14 protein-coding genes and 1 pseudogene are annotated in these 20092 nt (G+C 62.3%); 9 read left to right on the forward strand and 6 right to left on the reverse strand.

Annotated elements, in window-relative coordinates:
* Positions 1 to 3 precede the first annotated feature (3 nt).
* Positions 4 to 1374, forward strand: a complete 1371-nt coding sequence (locus NKI19_RS16165; RefSeq protein ID WP_352489857.1) for an alpha-glucosidase/alpha-galactosidase — start codon at positions 4 to 6, stop codon at positions 1372 to 1374.
* A gap of 26 nt (positions 1375 to 1400) precedes the next feature.
* Here the strand turns inward: NKI19_RS16165 and NKI19_RS16170 are convergent, their stop codons facing one another.
* The gene (locus NKI19_RS16170) at positions 1401 to 2603 is read right to left on the reverse strand and encodes an ROK family transcriptional regulator (protein ID WP_352489858.1); all 1203 of its coding nucleotides are present in this window, start codon (positions 2601 to 2603) and stop codon (positions 1401 to 1403) included.
* Positions 2604 to 2846: 243 nt separating this feature from the next.
* On the opposite strand from NKI19_RS16170, the gene NKI19_RS16175 reads away from it, so the two are divergent.
* The 7 genes from NKI19_RS16175 (at position 2847) to NKI19_RS16205 (ending at position 11775) form a co-directional block, all read left to right on the forward strand.
* Entirely contained in the window at positions 2847 to 4118 is a 1272-nt protein-coding gene (locus NKI19_RS16175) for an ABC transporter substrate-binding protein (RefSeq protein WP_352489860.1), read from the forward strand.
* A gap of 71 nt (positions 4119 to 4189) precedes the next feature.
* Positions 4190 to 5074, forward strand: a complete 885-nt coding sequence (locus NKI19_RS16180; protein ID WP_352489862.1) for a carbohydrate ABC transporter permease — start codon at positions 4190 to 4192, stop codon at positions 5072 to 5074.
* Positions 5074 to 5925: a carbohydrate ABC transporter permease gene (locus tag NKI19_RS16185; RefSeq protein WP_352489863.1), complete on the forward strand. Its 852-nt coding sequence runs from the start codon at positions 5074 to 5076 to the stop codon at positions 5923 to 5925. Before NKI19_RS16180 ends, NKI19_RS16185 begins: the two co-directional genes overlap by 1 nt.
* Before the next feature lie 61 nt (positions 5926 to 5986).
* Positions 5987 to 7126, forward strand: coding sequence for an ABC transporter ATP-binding protein (locus NKI19_RS16190; protein ID WP_352489865.1), 1140 nt, complete (start codon positions 5987 to 5989; stop codon positions 7124 to 7126).
* A gap of 18 nt (positions 7127 to 7144) precedes the next feature.
* Positions 7145 to 9286 carry a beta-galactosidase gene (locus NKI19_RS16195; RefSeq protein ID WP_352489866.1) on the forward strand — a complete coding sequence of 714 codons (2142 nt, stop codon included), beginning with the start codon at positions 7145 to 7147 and terminating at the stop codon, positions 9284 to 9286.
* Positions 9287 to 9509: 223 nt separating this feature from the next.
* Positions 9510 to 10751 (forward strand): acyl-CoA dehydrogenase family protein, encoded by a 1242-nt coding sequence (locus NKI19_RS16200; RefSeq protein WP_352490104.1) that lies wholly within the window; start codon positions 9510 to 9512, stop codon positions 10749 to 10751.
* Between the two features lie 7 nt (positions 10752 to 10758).
* A complete protein-coding gene (locus NKI19_RS16205) occupies positions 10759 to 11775 on the forward strand; it encodes a phosphotransferase family protein (RefSeq protein ID WP_352490105.1) in 1017 nt (338 codons plus the stop codon).
* Between the two features lie 44 nt (positions 11776 to 11819).
* Here NKI19_RS16205 and ftsZ read toward each other — a convergent pair whose 3' ends face one another.
* Entirely contained in the window at positions 11820 to 12827 is a 1008-nt protein-coding gene (gene ftsZ, locus NKI19_RS16210; RefSeq protein WP_352489868.1) for a cell division protein FtsZ, read from the reverse strand.
* Between the two features lie 221 nt (positions 12828 to 13048).
* Positions 13049 to 14159 (reverse strand): annotated as a pseudogene (locus NKI19_RS16215) (NAD(P)/FAD-dependent oxidoreductase).
* Between the two features lie 168 nt (positions 14160 to 14327).
* Between NKI19_RS16215 and NKI19_RS16220 the strand changes: the two are divergent.
* On the forward strand, positions 14328 to 15704 hold the full coding sequence (locus NKI19_RS16220; RefSeq protein WP_352489870.1) for an aspartate aminotransferase family protein: 1377 nt from the start codon (positions 14328 to 14330) through the stop codon (positions 15702 to 15704).
* 5 nt (positions 15705 to 15709) lie between these two features.
* Here the strand turns inward: NKI19_RS16220 and NKI19_RS16225 are convergent, their stop codons facing one another.
* Genes NKI19_RS16225 through NKI19_RS16235 form a run of 3 tightly spaced genes read right to left on the reverse strand, consistent with a single transcriptional unit; the run spans position 15710 to position 19728 of the window.
* The gene (locus NKI19_RS16225; RefSeq protein ID WP_352489871.1) at positions 15710 to 16810 is read right to left on the reverse strand and encodes an alcohol dehydrogenase family protein; all 1101 of its coding nucleotides are present in this window, start codon (positions 16808 to 16810) and stop codon (positions 15710 to 15712) included.
* Between the two features lie 9 nt (positions 16811 to 16819).
* Positions 16820 to 18199, reverse strand: a complete 1380-nt coding sequence (locus NKI19_RS16230; RefSeq protein ID WP_352489872.1) for an aspartate aminotransferase family protein — start codon at positions 18197 to 18199, stop codon at positions 16820 to 16822.
* 35 nt (positions 18200 to 18234) lie between these two features.
* On the reverse strand, positions 18235 to 19728 hold the full coding sequence (locus NKI19_RS16235) for an NAD-dependent succinate-semialdehyde dehydrogenase (RefSeq protein ID WP_352565384.1): 1494 nt from the start codon (positions 19726 to 19728) through the stop codon (positions 18235 to 18237).
* Between the last annotated feature and the right edge of the window lie 364 nt (positions 19729 to 20092).

Consider the following 20092-nt stretch of genomic DNA (forward strand, 5'->3'; position numbering starts at 1 on the left):
GTTGTGGCAAGAAATCCCAAGGTCGCTTTCATCGGAGCTGGCTCGACGGTGTTCATGAGGAACATCGTCGGCGACATATTGCAGCGTCCGGCTTTATCCGGCGCGATGATCGCGCTGATGGACATCAATCCGCAACGGCTCGAGGAAAGCGCAATCGTCGTCGGCAAGCTGATCTCGACGCTTGGCGTCAAGGCCAAAGCCGAAACCTATTCGGACCAGCGCAAGGCGCTGGCGGGCGCCGATTTCGTCGTCGTCGCCTTCCAGATCGGCGGCTACGAGCCCTGCACGGTGACCGATTTCGAAGTTCCGAAGAAATACGGGCTGCGCCAGACCATCGCCGATACGCTCGGTGTCGGCGGCATCATGCGAGGCTTGAGAACCGTGCCGCATCTCTGGAAGATCTGCGAGGACATGCTCGCCGTCTGCCCGCAGGCGATCATGCTGCAATATGTCAACCCGATGGCGATCAACACCTGGGCCATCGCGGAGAAATATCCCGATATCAAGCAGGTCGGCCTCTGCCATTCGGTGCAAGGCACGGCGATGGAACTGGCGCATGATCTCGACATTCCCTACGAGGAGATTCGCTACCGCTCGGCCGGCATCAACCACATGGCCTTCTACCTGAAGTTCGAGCATCGCCAGCCGGACCGCTCCTACCGCAACCTCTATCCGGATCTGCTGCGCGCCTACAGCGAAGGGCGGGCGCCGAAGCCGGGGTGGAATCCGCGCTGCCCGAACAGAGTGCGCTACGAGATGCTGAAGCGCCTCGGTTACTTCGTCACCGAGAGCTCCGAACATTTCGCGGAATACACACCCTATTTCATCAAGGACGGGCGCGAAGATCTGATCGAGAAATTTGGTATCCCGCTCGACGAATACCCGAAGCGCTGCATCGAGCAGATCGAACGCTGGAAGGGGCAAGCGGAAGCCTATCGCTCGGCTGACAAGATCGAAGTGGAGCAGTCGAAGGAATATGCGTCCTCGATCATGAACTCGGTCTGGACCGGCGAGCCGTCGGTGATCTACGGCAACGTCCGCAACAATGGCTGCATCACGTCATTGCCATATAATTGCGCGGCCGAAGTGCCATGCCTCGTCGACGCCTCCGGCATTCAACCCACCTTCATCGGCGACCTGCCGGTGCAGCTCACCGCGCTGATCCGCACCAATATCAACGTCCAGGAGCTGACGGTCCAGGCGCTGATGACCGAGAACCGCGAGCACATCTATCACGCGGCGATGATGGACCCGCACACGGCGGCCGAGCTCGACCTCGACCAGATATGGTCTCTGGTCGATGATTTGCTGGTTGCGCATGGCGATTGGCTGCCGGCCTGGGCGCGTGGAGCGCGCAGCGTTCGGGCGGCCTGAGGCGCAGGGCTGTCTATTTCACTCGCCTATGCCGACCATAGGGCCGGCTTTGAAAGCGGAGCGGCGTTGCCGGCAGATGTTTCGAAATCAAAGAGCTTCTGCGTTACGAGAGCAGCCGCTCCCCTTGCCCAGGAATTGTCCTCCCAGTCCAGCAGCATTGGTGGTCCCGCGCGAAAGGTATTTTTTCCAAGCGTCAGCCGCATTGGGCCAAACAGCGCATCGCCAAACGACACGGCTTCACCGCCGACGACAATGACCTCCGGGTCGGTGATGTTGACAAGATTGGCGAGATGCCGGCCGATGCCATGTCCGGCTTCTTCGAGAATGGCGACGGCTCGCGGTTCGCGGTCTGCCAAGGCTGCCATAAGGCTCACTTTGCTGTCCGCTTCGTCGTGCCCGGTGGCTTCGCGCCAGGTGCGCAGGATCGCCGGCTCGGCGTAATAGGCCATCAGGCAGCCGCGTTTTCCGCACTCGCAAAGGCGGCCGTTCTCCTCATAAGAGCTGTGGCCGAACTTGCCGGCGGCACCGTTCGCGCCGCGATAGAGTTTGCCTTCGAAGACGAGCGCACAGCCGATTCCGACGCCGATCGCCAGCACAGCCATATTGCGGTGCTGGCGTCCCAGGCCGAAGAGTTGCTGGGCAATGGCATAGGCATTGGTGTCGTCCTCAAGCCACACGGGGACGTCTACCAGTTCGGCCAGCATCGGGCCAAGGGGAACGTTGTCCCAGTTGTAGCGATTGCTGCGGATACACACGGCCTTCTGGTTGTCGATGACGCCAGGCATTGAAACGCCGATCCCGGCAAGCTTGGCAGCGGGCCGATCGACAATGGAAATCAGCTCCGGTACCGCCTTGGCCAAGGTCGCTATGATATGGTCGGGATCGCTGTCCGAGAGCTTGACGCGCAAAGAGCCCAACGGATTGGTCGCAAGGTCGGTGACCACGCACTCGACCGATCCGACCATCAGCTTGAAACCTATGGCAAGGCCGTTGGCATAGTTGATATCCACCGGGATAGGGCGGCGCCCAGCCGAGCCCACGACTGTCTTGCCTTCGATCAGCAGGCCCTCCTCGATGAGGTCGGCCACAACGAAGGTGACCGCTGCCGGACTAAGGCCGGTAACGGACGCTATGTCGGCCCGGCTGCGCGGACCCTCCTGCCGCAAGAGATTGAGGATCAGTCTGCGGTTCATCGCCCGAGTCGTGCTCGGGTCACCCTTGAGCTTCACGGATCCGCTTTCTTAATTTTGTAAATTAATTATTGCCTCTCGAGAAAACATATGCATAAGTTTGCCCGACTGTTCAACACCCGAACCGGGGGTCAGCGAAATTAATCCGGTTAGCAATGTCACCGCGCTCTGAAGGGGCGGGCAAGCATATTCTCTTGCCCGAGAGGTGAGCCGCGCCGTTGAAGAAGAACAACCGCGCCGGCTGGAGTGCCAGTAGAGAATTGACAACAGGGAGGAGTAACAATGACGTTCAAGTGGATTGAAAAGCCGTCGACGCGGCGCAATTTCCTGAAGGGAGCGGGCGGCATTTCCGCCGCAGCGCTCGCGGGCTTCCCGATGCCGGCACTCAGCCAGTCGAGCGAAGTCACCATCATTTCAGACGAAAACAATGCCGATGCCCTGCGGATTTTGCGGCGCATCGCCGCCGACTTCGAGAAGCAGTCCGGCACCAAGGTTGTGATCAACAATATGGATCACGAGGCCCACAAGACCGCGATCCGCAACTACCTTGTCGCCGGCGCGCCGGATGTCTGCTTCTGGTTCTCCGGAAACCGCATGCGCGCCTTCGTCACCCGCGGCCTGTTCGACGACATCTCGGATCTGTTCGAGAAGGAAAAGTACAAGGACGTGCTGGGTGCCACGACCGGTGCCGTCACTGTCGACGGAAAGCAGTATGGCCTGCCGACCGGCGGCACGATGTGGGGCATGTTCTATCGCAAGGACGTCTTTGCCGAGCACGGACTGACGGTGCCGGCGACCTGGGACGAATTCCTTGCTTACGGCCAGAAATCCAAGGCTGCCGGCCTTATTCCCGTCAGCATCGGCACCAAGGAACTCTGGCCGGCGGCCGGATGGTTCGACCAGATGAACCTGCGGATCAACGGTCTCGACAAGCACTTTGCCTTGATGAACGGCAAGATGGCTTACACCGACCCGGCGCTGAAGGCTGTTTTCGACCACTGGGAAGAACTGATCAAGCAGGGTTTCTTCACGCCGGATCAGACGTCGTTCGGCTGGCAGGAGGCCGGCGCCTTCCTCGCCCAGAAGAAGGCCGGCATGATGAACCTCGGCGCCTTCGTGAAGGCTACTTTCCCTGAGCAGGATCTCGCGCAGCTGACATTCGCCCCTTTCCCGAAGATTGACGGCGCCCTCGACCGCTACGAAGAATTCTCGGTCAATTCGGTCCACATCCCGGCCAATGCCAAGAACAAGACGGGTGCCCGCGAGTTCCTCGCCTTCTTCTACCAGCCGGAAAATTTCGGCCCTTATCTGGAGCCTGGCGGCAACGTTCCGCCGCGCAACGACCTTCCGGCCAGCAAGGACCCGCTGGTCAACGCAGCTGTGGAAAGCCTGAAGACGGTGGCCGGCACGTCGCAATATTACGACCGCGATACCGATCCCGACATGGCCCAGGCCGGCCTGGTCGGCTTCCAGGAATTCATGGCCAAGCCGGAGCGCCGGGATGCCATTCTTCAGCGTCTCGAGGGAACTCGTCGCCGGATCTTCAAGATCTAGCGCCTCCCAGCGGAGGGGAGCGGGGTTCGTGCTCTGCTCCCCGATGCTTTACGTGAATGAGGTCTCCCAAAATGACGAAGCTTTGGCGCCGCCATTGCTGGTGGCTGACACCGACACTTCTGATTCTGCCCGCCGCTGTGCTGTTTTCCGTCGTCATTCTGGCATCTGCGGTCGAGAGCCTATGGATTAGCCTGCACGAATGGGACGGCTTCAGCCCGATGGTCTGGATCGGCCTCGGCAACTACCGCGAACTGTTCGCCGACCCGCAGTTCTATGTTTCGATGAAGAACAATCTGATCTGGCTGGTGATGTTCATGCTGGCGCCGCCGCTCGGCCTCGCCATCGCGCTGCTCGTCAACCAGAAAATCCGAGGTATGCGCCTCCTCAAATCGCTGTTCTTCATTCCGCTGGTGCTGGCTTCTGTTGCCGTCGGCGTTGTCTTCACCTGGGTCTATACGCCGGAATTCGGGCTTCTCGCGCTGATCTTCCGCACCTTCGGCGCGACCGCCCCGGCAGTGCTGTCGGATGAAAACTTCGTCACCTTCGCCGTCGTGATCGCAGCACTGTGGCCGCAGATCGCTTTCTGCATGGTGCTCTATCTCGCCGGCCTCAACAATCTCAGCGAGGACCTGATCGGCGCCGGGCGGGTCGACGGCGCCAGGGGCTGGAACATGCTGCGCCACATCGTGTTGCCGCAGCTGACGCAGGTCACCTTTATCGCCATCGCCGTCACCGTCGTCGGCGCACTGCGTTCCTTCGACATGGTCTCGGTGATGACCAGCGGCGGCCCCTTCGGTTCGTCAGAGGTGCTTGCCTATCAGATGTTCGAGCAGTCCATCTTTTCCTACCGCTTCGGCTATGGCGCGGCCATTGCCTCGGTGCTGTTCGTGATCATGGCGGTCTTCATCGCCTGGTACCTGACGCGGATGATCCGCGCCGATGAAAGGGGCGGCTGATGTTTCCTCGCCCGTTTCCCGAAACTGCTATTTGGCAGCGTCGCCTCTATGTCGTGCTGGTGGTCGGCATCCTGATTGTCTGGCTGGCGCCGCTCTTTGCCATCATTCTCACCTCGTTCCGCTCTACGCAGGATGTCATGGGCGGCAATCTGTGGGGCTGGCCGACGCAATTCGGCCTGGTCGACAACTACACGGCGGTCTTCACCCAGACGCCGATGGCACGTTACTTCCTCAACAGCCTGACCATCACCATCCCCTCGGTGATCGGCGTTCTCATCTTGAGCACGCTCGCCGGGTTCGTGCTCGCCCGTTACCGGTTTCGCGGCAACATGCTCGTCTTCGCCCTGTTCGTCGGCGGAAACTTCCTGCCGCACCAGATCATGATGATCCCGGTGCGCGATCTCATGGTGCGGCTCAACCTCTACGACACGATGGCGGCCCTGATCATCTTCCACATCGCCTTCCAGACCGGGTTTGCGACACTGTTCATGCGCAACTTCATCGCCGCCTTGCCGGCAGAACTGTTTCAGGCCGCCAGGGCCGAGGGCGCGACGCCGTTTCAGACATTGGTACATGTCGTGGTCCCATTGGTGCGGCCGGCTCTCGCGGCGCTGGCCATCCTGCTCTTCACCTTTATCTGGAACGATTATTTCTGGGCGGTCGTGCTCACCATCAGCGATACCGTCAAACCGGTCACCGCCGGCCTCGCCAATCTGCGCGGCGAATGGGTCTCGGCCTGGAACCTGATCTCGGCTGGCACCATCGTCGTGGCTTTGCCGCCGGTTGCCATGTTCTTCCTAATGCAGAAGCACTTCATCACCGGCCTCACCATGGGAGCGGTCAAGGGATGAGCGACCATGGCTTCAAGGCGTCGCCCACCCGATCCGAAACTGATTTCGCAAGCAGGGCTCCATGACCAGTCTTGAACTCCGGCAGATACAAAAGAATTATGGCAGCTACCACGCGCTGCGCGGCATCGATCTCAGCGTCGAACAGGGCGAGTTCATTGTCACCGTCGGGCCGTCAGGCTGTGGCAAGTCAACGCTGTTGAAGATCATCGCCGGGCTTGAAACCGTCTCGACCGGCAAGATTCTCATCAACGGCCGTGATGTCACCACCACCGAGCCGGGTGAGCGCGGCATTGCCATGGTCTTCCAGTCCTATGCGCTTTACCCGCATATGACGGTCGCCGAGAACATGGGTTTCGGCCTGCGCATGGCGCATCGCCCCAAGGCCGAGATCGACGCTGCCGTGCTGCGAGCCGCCAAGATCCTTCGCATTGCCGACCAGCTCGAAAAGCGGCCGAAACAGCTTTCCGGCGGCCAGCGTCAGCGTGTGGCCATCGGCCGTGCGATAACCCGCTCGCCCGACGTGTTCCTGTTCGACGAACCATTGTCCAACCTTGACGCAGCGCTGCGCACGCAGATGCGCGTCGAGCTTTCCGATCTGCACGCCAGGCTCGGCGCCACCATGGTCTATGTTACGCACGACCAGACCGAGGCGATGACAATGGCAAGCCGTATCGTCGTGCTCAATCGCGGCTCGGTCGAGCAGGTGGGCGCTCCGCTCGAACTCTACCGCAATCCGGCCAATCTCTTCGTCGCCGGCTTCCTCGGCGCACCCCGGATGAATTTTTTCGAAGTGACGGTCGCCGCTGTCTCCGGCGGCGCCGCCACGCTGTCGACCGCCGGTCTTTCTCCCTTGACTGTCGAATTGACGGACGCTGCATCCGTACAGGTCGGGGATAGGGTGACGATGGGAATCCGGCCGGAGAGCATCAGCTTGGCCGCGGAAGAGACGGCGAGTTTTGCCGGACGGGTAAGGCTGGTCGAGCATCTCGGCCGCGAGACCATCCTCTATGCCGACGCCGGCCCGCTGCAATGCGTCAGTTCCGAAAGCGGCAGCGGCAACGTCACCGTCCAGATCGGCCATGCGAGTGCCGTCGCTGCCGATGCGACCATCGGCTTCAAGGTCGAGCCGCGTGACGTCTATCTCTTTTCCTCTGTCGATGAGCGGACGATCAATGCCCACAAGTCCACCATCACCGACTGATCTGCAGGAGTATCCTTCGTGAACAAGACTTCAAAAGGCCGCGCCCTGTCGGTCTGGCGCACGATCCAAACCGACCGCTTTCTGGTCGGCGCGCCGCACTACCCCGAACATGTGGACGAGAGTTACTGGGACAACGACGCCCGGCGCATGGCCGAGGCCGGCTTCAACGTCGCCCGCCTCGGCGAATTCGCCTGGCACATTTTCGAACCGCGTGAAGGCATCTTCGATTTCAGCCTGTTCGACCGCGCAATCGAGGGGCTGGCGCGTCACGGCGTCAGCACGATCTTGTGCACGCCGACCGCCACTCCGCCGCGCTGGCTGACGGCAAAACATCCGGAAATCCTGCGGCGTGATGGAAATGGCCGGTCGATGAGCCACGGCTCACGCCAGTATGCCGACACCAGCAGCCCGGTGTTTCGCGACTATAGCCGCAAGATCACCAAGGCGATGGCCGACCACTACCGCGACAACGCAAATGTCATTGGCTGGCAGACCGACAACGAACTCAACACCAGCATGCCGGAATCCTATTCGCCGTCGGCATTGAAGGAATTCCAGGCTTATCTCCAGGAAACCTACCAGACGATAGATAGGCTGAATTTCGCCTGGGGCGGCGACTTCTGGGCGACGGCTTACGGCGATTTCAGCGAAATTGTCTTCCCGCTGGAATTCTCACCGTCCTTTCCCGGTCCCGGTCACCTCCAGGACTACCACCGTTTTCTCGCCTTTTCGACAGCACGGTTCCAGCACGACCAGGTCGAGATCCTGAGAGAAGCGAATGCCAGTTGGTTCATCTTCCACAATCTCGGCGGATTGCGTGACATCGACTTTCGCGGCCAATTCTCCACCGATCTCGACTTCGTCGGCTACGACATCTATCCGTTCCTCTATGACGAGTTCTTTCGCCTCGGCAACCACGCCAAGATCCAGGCACTGCATCTCGACATCTGCAGGGGATTTTCCGGCAACTACATAGTGCCGGAACAACAGTCGGGTTTTGGCGCCCAGCCGGGCTTCTGCACGCTGACGCCGGAGCCGGGCGAAATGCGGCGCATGGCGATGTCGTCGGTTGCGCGTGGCGCCGATGGTATCATGTTCTTCCGCTGGCGCCCCGCGCATTTCGGTGCGGAGATATACTGGATGGGCATCATCGACCACGATGATGTCGCTCGCCGCCGCTATGACGAAGCCAGGCAGTTCGCCACCGAGTTGACGGCGCTGAAAAACAAGATCCTGGGCACCTATGTGCGGATGGATGTCGGCATCGCCGGCTCGGACTTCGACAATCAGGAAGCCCACAAGACCTTCCCCATCGGCCTGCCAAGTCCGCAGGATGATGCAACCTTGCTGCATCAGTATTGCTATGACCGCGGCATCGCCTGCGGCTTCATCCACCCGGAAGACGATCTGTCGAAGCTCAAGGTGTTCTACGTGCCGCATTGGGTGATCTGGAAGGACAGCTGGACCGAGCGGCTGCAACTCTTTGCCGAAAATGGCGGTACCGTCATCATCGGCGCGCGCACGGGAACCCGCGACGAAAACAACCACGTCATCTGCGAGACGCCGCCAGGCCGGTCGCTGTCGAAGCTGACCGGCGTTCGCGTCGAGGATTTCGGGCGGCTGGCGGCACCTGGGGCCAATGGCCTGTTCAATACCATGTCGCGCTCCGGCGGGCTCGTCATTCCTCCCGACAGACCGGCCGAATCCAGCCGCCGTATCCGTCGTTTCACCGTCGGAAATCACGAGTTCGATGCCGGTTATTTCTATGAGAACCTCGCAGTCGAACCGGAAGTCGAAATTGTAGGGGTTTGGTCGAACCGCTACGCGGCAGGAACGCCTGCAATTACCTCCCGCGCCGTCGGCAAGGGCCGTGTGCTCTATGTCGGCACTTATCTAACCCCGGAGCTGACAGCTCAGCTCGCTACGCGCACTTTCGTGGACGCGAATGTGGAGCCTCTGGTTCCGGATCTGCCGGAAGGCGTCGAGGTCACGATGCGCGAGAATGACGAACGCCGGCTGCTGTTCGTGCAAAACATCAAAGACACGCCCGTTGCGGTAACCGGCGTTCCCTCCGGCAGCAACCTGCTCGATAGCGAAGAGCCTGTCTCCGGAGTGTTGACGCTGGACGGCTATGGCTGTGCTGTCATCGAATTGGCCTGAGCATTGTCGCGGACGTTAGCCATACGAAACCTGAGTACTCTTTGATCCTGGAATTCGACCGGCATCGGCAGCGCGCCGGCATCGATCCATATCGAACCGGCGCTTTGACGTGCGCAAGGAACGGCCGGTGCACTGCTGTTGCTCCCATCCAACGACGGCAGTTACACTACCGGCGCGACCATCGGAGTCGATGGCGGCAACTCGTTTCATCCTTGTGAGCGCCATGAATTTCGACATTTCCGTCCGCACCGAGGCCTTCCGCAGCCGGATCGCCGACTTCGTCGAGCGCGAGATCCTGCCGCTCGAGGCAGACAAGGCTTCCTATGACGGCCATGGCAATATTGCGCTGCCGCTGCTCGAAACGTTGCGGGGCAAGGCGAAAGCAGCCGGCCTGTGGTGCCTGCAGCTCAAGCCCGAGACCGGCGGGGCCGGCCTCTCGAAGGTGGATATGGCGGTCTGCTATGAAGAGATGAACCGCTCGATCTTCGGTCCGGTCGTATTCAATTCCGCGGCCCCCGATGACGGCAACATGATGGTGCTGGAACGGCTGGGGACGCCGGAGCAGAAGCAAAGATGGCTGAAGCCGATCGTCGAGGGCAAGGTGCGCTCGGCTTTCGCAATGACGGAACCGCATCCGGGGGGCGGCTCCGACCCGTCGATGATCCTGACCAGAGCCGAACGGCGCGGCGACAGGTATGTCGTCAAAGGCCGCAAATGGTTCATCACCGGCGCGCAAGAGGCGAGCCATTTCATTCTCATAGCGCGCACTTCGGACGATCCGCGTCACGGCCTTTCGGCCTTGCTGTTCCATAAGGACCAGCCGGGCTGGCGGATCGTGCGGCGCATCGAGATCATGGGACCGGAAGAGCATGGCGGCCATTGCGAGCTGGAATTCGACGGGCTTGAAATCCCGGTCGAGGACGTGCTTGCCGGCGAAGGCAGCGGCCTCAGGGTTACCCAGGTCCGGCTCGGTCCGGCGCGGCTCACCCATTGCATGCGCTGGCTCGGTCTTGCCAAGCGCTGCATCGAGATCGCGCGCGCCTATGCCGCCGAGCGTAGCGGTTTCGGACAGCTTTTGGCCGACCGCGAGAGTATCCAACTGATGCTCGGCGACCTTGCCATACGCATCGAGATCGGACGGCTGCTGGTGATGAAGGCGGCCTGGGAGCTCGATCGCGGCGGGTTTGCCCGCAAGGAGGTCTCCATGGCCAAGATCCAGGTCGCCAACGTGCTGCATGACGCCGCCGACGTGGCGATCCAGATCAACGGCGCCCGCGGCTATTCGAAAGACACTGTGCTCGAATGGATCTACCGCTATGCCCGCCAGGCTCGCCTGGTCGACGGCGCCGACGAAGTTCACAAGATGGTGCTCAACCGTTTTCTCAACGAGGAGGGGGCAGGCTTCTGGCGCTGGCATGTCGAAGCCGGCAGACAAGACGAAACAGGTCGCGGCGGGAACCGCTGAGCCGGCAATGAGGATGGATTTCGATCCAGCACGCCTGGAGGATTTTCTGAGAGCGCATTTTGGCGATGGCCAGATGTCGCTTGAGCGGATCGTCGGCGGCCAATCCAACCCGACCTATTTCGTCGACTATGGCGGCCGCCGCATGGTGCTGCGCAAGAAACCGCCGGGACCGATCCTGCGCGGCGCTCATGCCGTCGATCGCGAATACAGGGTGATCGAGGCGCTAGCGGCAACAGACGTGCCGGTGCCGCGGCCGGTGCTCTTTCACGACGGCGACGAGCCGCTCGGCACACCGTTCTATCTGATGCAGCGGCTCTACGGCCGGGTGTTCCACGATGGCGCGTTGCCGGGACTGGCGCCGGACGAGCGGCGCGGCATCTATTTCGGCATGGCCGAGGCGCTGGCAAAGCTGCACGCAGTCCGGCCGGAAGAGGTCGGGCTCGGCGACTACGGCCGTCCCGGGAACTATTTTGAACGACAGATCGCGCGCTGGACCAGACAGTTGCGGGAATCGCCGAGCGAACGCATTGCCGCGCTCGAAGCCGTCGCCGAATGGCTGCCGCGACATCTTCCGCCAGATGACGGCCGAGTCTCGATCGCGCATGGCGATTTCCGTCTCGGCAATCTTATCTTCCATCCTGCGCGGCCCGAGGTGATCGGCATACTCGACTGGGAGTTATCGACGCTCGGCCATCCGCTTGCCGATCTCGGCTTTTGCTCGATGCCCTGGCATTCCTCATCAGACGAATATGGCGGCATCCTCGGCCTCGATCAGGCAGCACTCGGCATTCCGACACAGCGCGAATTCCTCGATCATTACTTCGCTCACGCCGTGCCGACGGCGCCGCTGCAGCAGTTCCATCTGGTGTTTGCCATGTTCCGCTTTGCGGTGATCTTCGTCGGCATCGCCGACCGCGTGCTGGCCGGCAGCGCGGTTGCGGCCGATGCGGCGGATGTGGCACCACTGGCCGGCCGTTTTGCTGTACGCGCCATGGAGGTCATCGACCGCGCGCGGCCCTGGTGAGGAAAGGCTGGCAATCAGCTGAGCGAGCCGCACGCGATACGCGTTCAGTTCATGCGAACTTCCGGTTCCGCCAGCAGCGGAATCTCCAGGCCACGCCGCAGGCCGGTCGCCACGACCGACACCCTGAATTTTCCGGCGAGTGCCTTGTCGAAGATGGCGCCGACGATGATGTCGGCATCGTTGTCGACCTCCTCGCGGATGCGGGTAGCAGCTTCGTCGACCTCGAACAGCGTCATGTCCATGCCGCCCGATATCGAGACAAGGACGCCCTTGGCGCCCATCATCGAAGCTTCGTCGAGCAGCGGGTTGGCGATTGCCGCTTCCGCCGCCTTCTTGGCGCGGCCTTCTCCGGCGGCCTCGCCGGTTCCCATCATGGCGCGGCCCATGTCGCGCATCACCGACTTTACATCGGCGAAGTCGAGATTGATCAAGCCTTCCTTGACGATCAGATCGGTAATGCAGCCGACGCCCGCATAGAGAACCCGATCGGCCATGGCGAAGGCGTCGGCGAACGTGGTTCTGGCGTCGGCGATCCTGAACAGGTTCTGGTTGGGGATGACGATGACGGTATCAGCGCTTTCGCGCAGGCGCTCGATGCCCTCATCGGCAGCGTACATGCGGCGCCTGCCTTCGAAGACGAATGGCTTGGTAACGACGGCGACGGTCAGTATTCCGGCTGCCCGCGCTGCCTGCGCTATAACAGGCGCGGCACCGGTGCCGGTGCCGCCTCCCATGCCGGCGGTCACGAAGCACATATGCGTTCCGGCAAGGTGGTCCATGATCTCGTCGATGGATTCCACGGCCGCGGCGCGGCCGACCTCGGGCAGGGACCCGGCGCCCAGACCTTCGGTGATATGAGCGCCCAACTGGATCAGCCTCGTTGCCTTCGACATGGCAAGGGCCTGGGCGTCGGTGTTGGCGACGATGAATTCCGCGCCCTGCAGGCCTTCGGCGATCATGTTGTTGACGGCGTTGCCGCCGCCGCCGCCGACCCCGACAACCGTGATCTTGGGCCTCATCTCCGAGATTACCGGCCTCGCCGCGGTGTTCATTGCCGTTCTCCCTGGATACGCCGAGTGGTCGCTGGAAGCTTGTCCCGGGCGCACTGCGAAAACTTTGAACCGGGCAGTGCGAATCAGGACAGCCCAGAGTGCAGGGAATCAGAGCGCGAAGCGGGCTGCAAGTGCGCGATGTGCCTCATAGGCGACTTGCCACTGAAAGTTCACGCAATGCGCTTTGATACAGTGCAGATCGTTGCGCGGGGCACCGCACGCTACAAGTTCGGCGCGAGGCGCTGCGCGACATGGTCGGCAATGGCCAGGCAGGAGGTCAGGCCGGGGCTTTCGATGCCGAACAGGTTGACCAGGCTATCCACGCCATGCACCGCCACGTCCTGGATGACGAAGTCGGCATTGGCCTCACCGGGACCGGAGAGTTTCGGCCGGATGCCGCTGTAGGCGGGCTGCAGGCTGCCATCGGCCAGGTCCGGCCAGTATTTGCGGATCTCGCTGTAGAAACGCTCGCCGCGAGCTGGATCGACGCGATAATCGAGTTGATCAATCCATTCGACGTCCGGCCCGAAGCGGGTGACGCCGTCGAGATCGAGCGTCAGATGAACACCGAGGCCGCCGGGTTCGGGCACCGGATAGACCAATCGCGAGAAGGGCGCCCGGACGGCCACCGAAAAATAATTGCCCTTGGCATAATGGAGCTTTGGCACGAATTGCTGATCGAGCCCTTCAAGCGAACCGGCAAGTGCTGCGGCGCCCAGCCCGGCGGCATTGATGAAGCGCGGAGTGGCGATCTCGAAGCGCTCGCCGCCGGCAGCGCACCGTCTGGAGCACGACGCGGCCCGCTTCGATGCGGCCGGAGGCGACGCGGGTGTTGATGCTGAGTGCCGCCCCGTGCTCCTCTGCGTCGCTCAACAGCGCAAGCATAAGGGCGTGGCTGTCGATGATCCCGGTGGCCGGCGACAGCAGCGCCGCCGTGCACTTGAGGCTGGGCTCCAGCGCACGCGCCTCGGCTTCGCGCAACGGCACCAGCTCGCCGGCGCCGCAAGCGCGTGCATTGGCCCGGATGGAGGCGAGCACCGGCTCCTGTTCGGCATTTGTGGCAACGATGAGCTTGCCGCAGCGCGCGTGTGGGATCGCCCGCTCCTCGCAATAGCGATAGAGTCTTTCCCGGCCCGCCACGCAGAGCTGGGCTTTCAGCGATCCAACCGGATAGTGGAGGCCGGCATGGATGACCTCGGAGTTGCGCGAACTTATTCCGGTGCCGATAGCGCTCTCGGCTTCCAGGACCAGCGTATCGATGCCGCGCTGTGCCAGCGCGATCGCCAGGCCAACAACGCCGGCGCCGGCGACAATGCAGTCGACATGGTCCACGGTCAGGTCAAGCCGAAGTTCTGCATGCGTCCATTCATCCGCTGGCCCTGTCGAAAGCGCTTGACACTATACCGTTCGGGAAAGATGCATCAAACGGCATAATGCACGGGGGACCTGCCGAGCCGGACCGGCGGCAGGACTGTTTCCGCGTGCAGCACAGGAGCCATCATGGACGCACGACCGAATTCTCCCGAAGCCCGCGACATAAGCTTTCACATGCATGGCTATACGAATGCGCGCAAGCATCAGGAGTCGGGGCCGCTCGTTATCGAGAAGGGCGACGGCATCTATGTCGAGGACCTTGCCGGCAACCGCTATATCGAGGCGATGGCCGGGCTTTGGAGCGTCGCGGTCGGTTTTTCGGAGAAGCGGCTGGTCGATGCGGCAATACGGCAAATGTCGAAGCTGCCTTACTATCACGATTTCGGCTCCAAATCGCATTCGCCGCTGATCGATCTCGCCGAGAGACTGGTGCAGATGGCGCCGGTGCCGATGAGCAAGGCGTATTTCACCAATTCCGGCTCCGAGGCCAACGATACGGCCATGAAGATGATCTGGTACCGGTCAAATGCGCTCGGCCAGCCTGCGCGCAAGAAGATCATCAGCCGCAAGAAGGGCTATCACGGCGTCACCATCGCCTCGGCGAGCCTGACTGGCCTGCCCAACAACCACATCTCGTTCGATCTGCCGATCGCCAATGTGCTGCACACCGCGACGCCGCACCATTGGCGCGAGGCGCTGCCGGGTGAAAGCGAAGAGCAGTTTTCGAGCCGGCTCGCCGACGAGCTGGAAAAGCTGATCCTGGCCGAAGGACCGGAAACCATCGCCGCCTTCTTCGGCGAACCGATCATGGGCGCCGGCGGCGTCATCGTTCCACCGGCCGGCTATTGGGAGAAGATACAGGCGGTGCTGTCGAGACACGACATCCTGCTCGTCGCCGACGAGGTGATCTGCGGCTTCGGCAGAACAGGTGAGATGTTCGGCTCGCAGGCCTTCGGCATCAGGCCCGACATCATGGTGCTGTCGAAGCAGATTTCTTCCTCCTATTTGCCGATCTCAGCCCTGCTGATCAACGACAAGGTATTCGAGCCGATCGCCGACGAAAGCAATCGTATAGGCACGTTCGGCCACGGTTTCACCGGCGGCGGCCATCCCGTTGCGGCTGCGGTCGCGCTCGAGAACCTGAAGCTGATCGAGGAGCGCGACCTTGTCGGCAATGCGCGCACTGTCGGTGCGCACATGCAGAAGCGGCTGCGCACGCTCGCTTCGCACCCGCTTGTCGGCGAGGTGCGCGGCATCGGCCTGATTGCGGCGGTCGAACTGGTCGGCGACAAGGCGAACAAGGCGCCGTGGGGCACGGTCGGTGCCTTGGGCGGGCTCGTCAACGGCTTCATGCAGCAGAACGGCGTCATCTCGCGCAATATGGGCGATGCGCTGGCTTTCTGCCCGCCGCTGATCATCACCGAGCCGCAGGTCGACCAAGTGATCGACGCGTTTGAACGGTCGCTCGAGGCTGCCGCCAAGCAGGTCCGATCGTCGAGCTGATCGCGCTATTCAGGAACGCCGACCGCGTCCGGCACAACGACCAGCTTGCCGACGAAGTCCTTGGCGATGAAATCGGCCTGGGCGCGATGGAAATCGGACAGCCTGTAGACGCCGCCGACCAGCGGCCGGATCTTCTTCTCCTCGATGTAGCGCACGATGCGGCGGAAATCCGCCCGCGTGCCTTGGCTCGAGCCATGCAGTTGCAGCTGTTTCAGATACATGGTGCGCAGATCCAGCTGCACGACCGGGCCGGCAATTGCACCAGCCGTGGCGTAGCGGCCTTCCGGCCTCAAGATGCGCAGGAGGTCGTTGAAGATCGCGCCGCCGACCAGATCGGCCACCACGTCGATCGGCTGGCCCTCGGTCGCAGCGCTGACGGCGGCCGGCAGATCGGCAACGCCACGGGTGATCACCGCCTCGGCGCCGATATCCCGCACCGCCTGTTCCTTGCCCTTGCCGGCAATGGCATAGGGAATGGCGCCGCGTGCCCGCGCCAGCTGCACGATGCCTGAGCCGACGCCGCCCGAGGCGCCGGTGACCAGCACACGCTCGCCGGCTTTCAATGCGGCGCGTTCCAGCATCTGCTCGCCGGTGAGATAGGCGCAGCAGAATGTGGCAAGTTCGACGTCGGTCAGGTCGGTGCTGACGACATGGGCATTCTCGGCCGGCACGGCCTGGTATTCGGCATAGCCGCCGTCGCGGCCGTGGCCCATATAGTCGATGTCGGCCAATGAATCGTCGTCACGATTGTAGATGGAGAAATCGACCATCACCCGTTCGCCGATGCGGGCCGGCGACACGCCGTCGCCAACGGCGACGATGTTGCCGACCGTGTCGGTGCCCTGGATACGCGGGAAGGTCAGTGTGTTGCCTTGCCGCCGCCATGTCGACACGGCGGCTGCATCCTCCTCAGTGCCGTAGGCGCCCTGGCGCACCCAGACATCGGTGTTGTTCATACCGCAAGCGGTGACCTTGACCAGCACTTCACCAGGGGCGGGCGAGGGTACTTTGACGTCGGTGCGGTAGACGAGCTTTTCCGGCCCACCGTGCCCGATCAATTGCACGGCGGCCATGGTGGCGGGGATGGTCTTCGTCATGGCATTCATGTCGGTTCTTCAGATATTGGCAAACACGCTCTTCACCGCATCGGCCGTCTTGGAGACGACGATGTCGGCCTCTTCCCGCGTCAGGCAGAGCGGCGGCGCAAAACCGAGAATGTCGCCCTGCGGCATGGCGCGGCCGATGACGCCGCTTGCCGCAAGTGCGGTCGCGATCTGCGGTCCGATCTTCTGCGAGCCATCGAAGAATACGCGATCGTCCCGGTCCGCGACGAACTCGATTGCCGCCAGCATGCCGTCGCCGCGTACCTCGCCGACGTTTTTGTGGCCGCCGACGGCTTTCGTCAGCTCGGCGCGGAAATAGGCGCCGGTCTCGCCGGCGTTCCTGACCAGGTCCATCTCGTCGATCAGTTCCAAATTGGCGACGCCGGCGGCAACACAGATAGGATGCGCCGAATAGGTCCAGCCATGGCCGAGCGAGCCAAGCTTGTCGGAGCCTTGGACGAGCACCTGCCAGACCCTGTCGGAGACGATGACGCCGGAGAGCGGCGCATAGGCCGAGGTCAGGCCCTTGGCGATGGTGATCAGATCGGGCTTGATGCCGTAGTGGTCGGAGCCGAACATGGTACCCAATCGGCCGAAGCCGGTGACCACTTCATCAGCGATCAAAAGCACGTCGTACTTCTTCAGCACCGCCTGGATCTTTTCCCAATAGTCGGCTGGCGGCGGCACGATGCCGCCGGTGCCGAGGATCGGCTCGCCGATGAAGGCGGCAACGGTTTCCGGCCCTTCGGCGAGGATCATCTCCTCGAGCTTGTCCGCGCAGTATTGCGAAAACTGCTCCTCGCTCAGAGAGCGGTCGGCGCGGCGGAAATAGTAGGGTGCCTCGGTGTGCAGGACCGGCGCACGCGGCAGGTCGAAGGCGTTGTGGAACAGGTCGAGGCCGGTCAGTGACCCGGTCATGATGCCGGAGCCGTGATAGCCGCGCCAGCGCGAGATGATCTTCTTCTTCTCGGGCCGGCCGAGCACGTTGTTGCAGTACCAGATCAGCTTGATGTTGGTTTCGTTGGCATCGGAACCGGAGAGCCCGAAATAGACCCTCGACATGCCTTGCGGCGCGCGGTCGATGATCATCTTGGAAAGCGTGATCGACGCCTCGGTGCCGTGGCCGACATAGGCGTGGTAGTAAGCGAGGTTCTTGGCCTGTGCGGCGATGGCGTCGGCGATCTTCTGGCGGCCATAGCCGACATTGACGCAATAGAGCCCGGCGAAGGCATCGATGCTCTTCTTGCCGTTATTGTCCCAGATGGTGACGCCTTCGCCACCGGCGATCACACGCGTCGGGCTCTCGCCACGCGCATGCGTTCCCATATGGGTCGAGGGATGGAAGAAGTGATCGCGATCCCAGGCGGCGAGTTCGTTTGACTGGTCGAGCATTTTTCTACTCCTGAGGAAAATGTGTCGGGCGCGGCTTACGCAACGTCGAGGCAGAGATATTTGAGATCGGTAAAGGCTTCGAGCCCGTGACGCGAGCCCTCGCGGCCGATGCCGGACTGCTTGACTCCGCCGAAGGGGACTGGCGCGCCGGTAATCTTGACGCGGTTGATGGCGACCATGCCATAGTCGAGCGCGCGGCCCATGCGCAATTGGCGGCCGCCGTTTTCAGTGACGACATAGGCGACGAGGCCGTATTCCGTGGCGTTGGCGCGGGCGATCACTTCGTCTTCGCCGTCGAAGGGCGTCACCGCTGCGACCGGACCGAAGGTCTCATCGCGCATGATCAGGGCGTCGTCGCCAACGTCGGCGAGCAGGGTCGGCTGGTAGAACAGCGGCCCGGCCGGATGGCGCTTGCCGCCGGTCAGGCAACGCGCGCCTTTGGCGAGCGCATCGGCGACCTGCTCCTCGACCTTCTTGACGGCGCGTTCGTGCATCAAGGGTCCGATTTCGGTGTCGTCAGCGAGGCCATTGCCGGTCCGCAATGCCTCGACGCGTCTGGCGAAAGCAGCGCAGAACCGATCGTATAGCGGACGCTGGACATAGATGCGGTTGGCGGCGAGGCAGTCCTGGCCGGAGGTGGCGAATTTGGCGTCGACGGCGATGGTCACAGCCTTGTCGAGATCGGCGTCGGCGAAGACGATCAGCGGCGCATGACCGCCGAGTTCCATCACCAGACGCTTCATCGTCGGCGCACTCTGCGCGGCGACCAACCTGCCGATCTCGGTCGAGCCGGTGAAGCTCATGGCGCGGACGCGCGGGTCTTCGCACATCCGCCCAACGATGGTCGAAGCCTTGCCGGTGAGGACGTTGAAGACGCCAGCCGGCAGGCCGGCACGTTCGCCGAGTTCGGCCAGCGCCAATGCGGACAGCGGCGTTTCCGAGGAAGGATGCGCGACGATGGTACAGCCGGCGGCGAGCGCGGCGGAAGCCTTGCGGGTCAGCATGGCCGCGGGAAAATTCCACGGCGTGACCACGCCGACGACGCCGAGCGGCTCGCGCCGCACCATCATCTCGGTATCAGGCAGATGGCTGGTGACGCTTTCGGCGTTGAGGCGTTTTGCCTCCTCGGCATACCACTCGACGAAGGAGGCTGCGTAATCGATCTCGCCGAGCGATTCCTTCAGCGGCTTGCCTTGTTCTAGCGTCATCAGCAGGGCCAGGTCATTTTTGGCGGCGCCGATCAGATCGAACCATTTTCGCAAGATTTTCGAACGTTCCTGCGGCAGCAATGCGCGCCAGGCAGGAAAGGCGCGCGATGCCGCATCGATCGCCAATGTCGTCTGCCGGGCATCGAGCGCGGCAACGAAAGCGACGGTGGATCCGGTGGCCGGATCGGTCATCTCGAAACTCTCCGCGGTCTCGCTTGCCGTCCAGTGGCCATCGACATAGGCGAGTTCGCGCAGCAGCCGTCGGTCGGCAAGGCGATCAAGCGCTTCATGGCGCTGCGAGCGGGCAAAATGTGCGGACATGTTCGAGACCTCCCGGTTCTGGGTGATACGGAAAGACTATCCGCGCTGCACGGACAGAGAGGCTGTTTGCGTGCCCGCGCGTAGAGAGATTGTCTCTTTAGGTCTGCCGGAACGGACGATCTCTCTGGTCTCAGGGCAGAACGCAAACCTTCGAGATTGGCTGAACCTCCTCAGCCTCGTCATCCTTGGGCGGAGCGACGCGAAGCGGAGCGCAGACCCAAGGATCCCGTAACCTCTGCCGAGGATACAGCGGAGCAGAATTTTGCACCAAAGCGGCGCTCGCAAGTCACGGAATGGATCCTGGGGTCTGCGCCGCGTCGCTTCGCTCCTTGCTCCGCCCCAGGATGACGACGCCGCGTGGGTC

The sequence above is a fragment of the Mesorhizobium sp. M0751 genome, assembly GCF_040320265.1.
Lineage (GTDB): Bacteria > Pseudomonadota > Alphaproteobacteria > Rhizobiales > Rhizobiaceae > Mesorhizobium.

Excerpts from the sequence above, each read along its gene's own strand:
- NKI19_RS16175 (WP_352489860.1), top strand. The coding sequence starts at position 2,847 with ATGACGTTCAAGTGGATTGAAAAGCCGTCGACGCGGCGCAATTTCCTG.
- NKI19_RS16180 (WP_352489862.1), top strand. The coding sequence starts at position 4,190 with ATGACGAAGCTTTGGCGCCGCCATTGCTGGTGGCTGACACCGACACTT.
- NKI19_RS16185 (WP_352489863.1), top strand. The coding sequence starts at position 5,074 with ATGTTTCCTCGCCCGTTTCCCGAAACTGCTATTTGGCAGCGTCGCCTC.
- NKI19_RS16190 (WP_352489865.1), top strand. The coding sequence starts at position 5,987 with ATGACCAGTCTTGAACTCCGGCAGATACAAAAGAATTATGGCAGCTAC.
- NKI19_RS16200 (WP_352490104.1), top strand. The coding sequence starts at position 9,510 with ATGAATTTCGACATTTCCGTCCGCACCGAGGCCTTCCGCAGCCGGATC.
- NKI19_RS16205 (WP_352490105.1), top strand. The coding sequence starts at position 10,759 with ATGAGGATGGATTTCGATCCAGCACGCCTGGAGGATTTTCTGAGAGCG.
- ftsZ (WP_352489868.1), bottom strand. The coding sequence starts at position 12,827 with ATGAACACCGCGGCGAGGCCGGTAATCTCGGAGATGAGGCCCAAGATC.
- NKI19_RS16220 (WP_352489870.1), top strand. The coding sequence starts at position 14,328 with ATGGACGCACGACCGAATTCTCCCGAAGCCCGCGACATAAGCTTTCAC.
- NKI19_RS16225 (WP_352489871.1), bottom strand. The coding sequence starts at position 16,810 with ATGAATGCCATGACGAAGACCATCCCCGCCACCATGGCCGCCGTGCAA.
- NKI19_RS16230 (WP_352489872.1), bottom strand. The coding sequence starts at position 18,199 with ATGCTCGACCAGTCAAACGAACTCGCCGCCTGGGATCGCGATCACTTC.
- NKI19_RS16235 (WP_352565384.1), bottom strand. The coding sequence starts at position 19,728 with ATGTCCGCACATTTTGCCCGCTCGCAGCGCCATGAAGCGCTTGATCGC.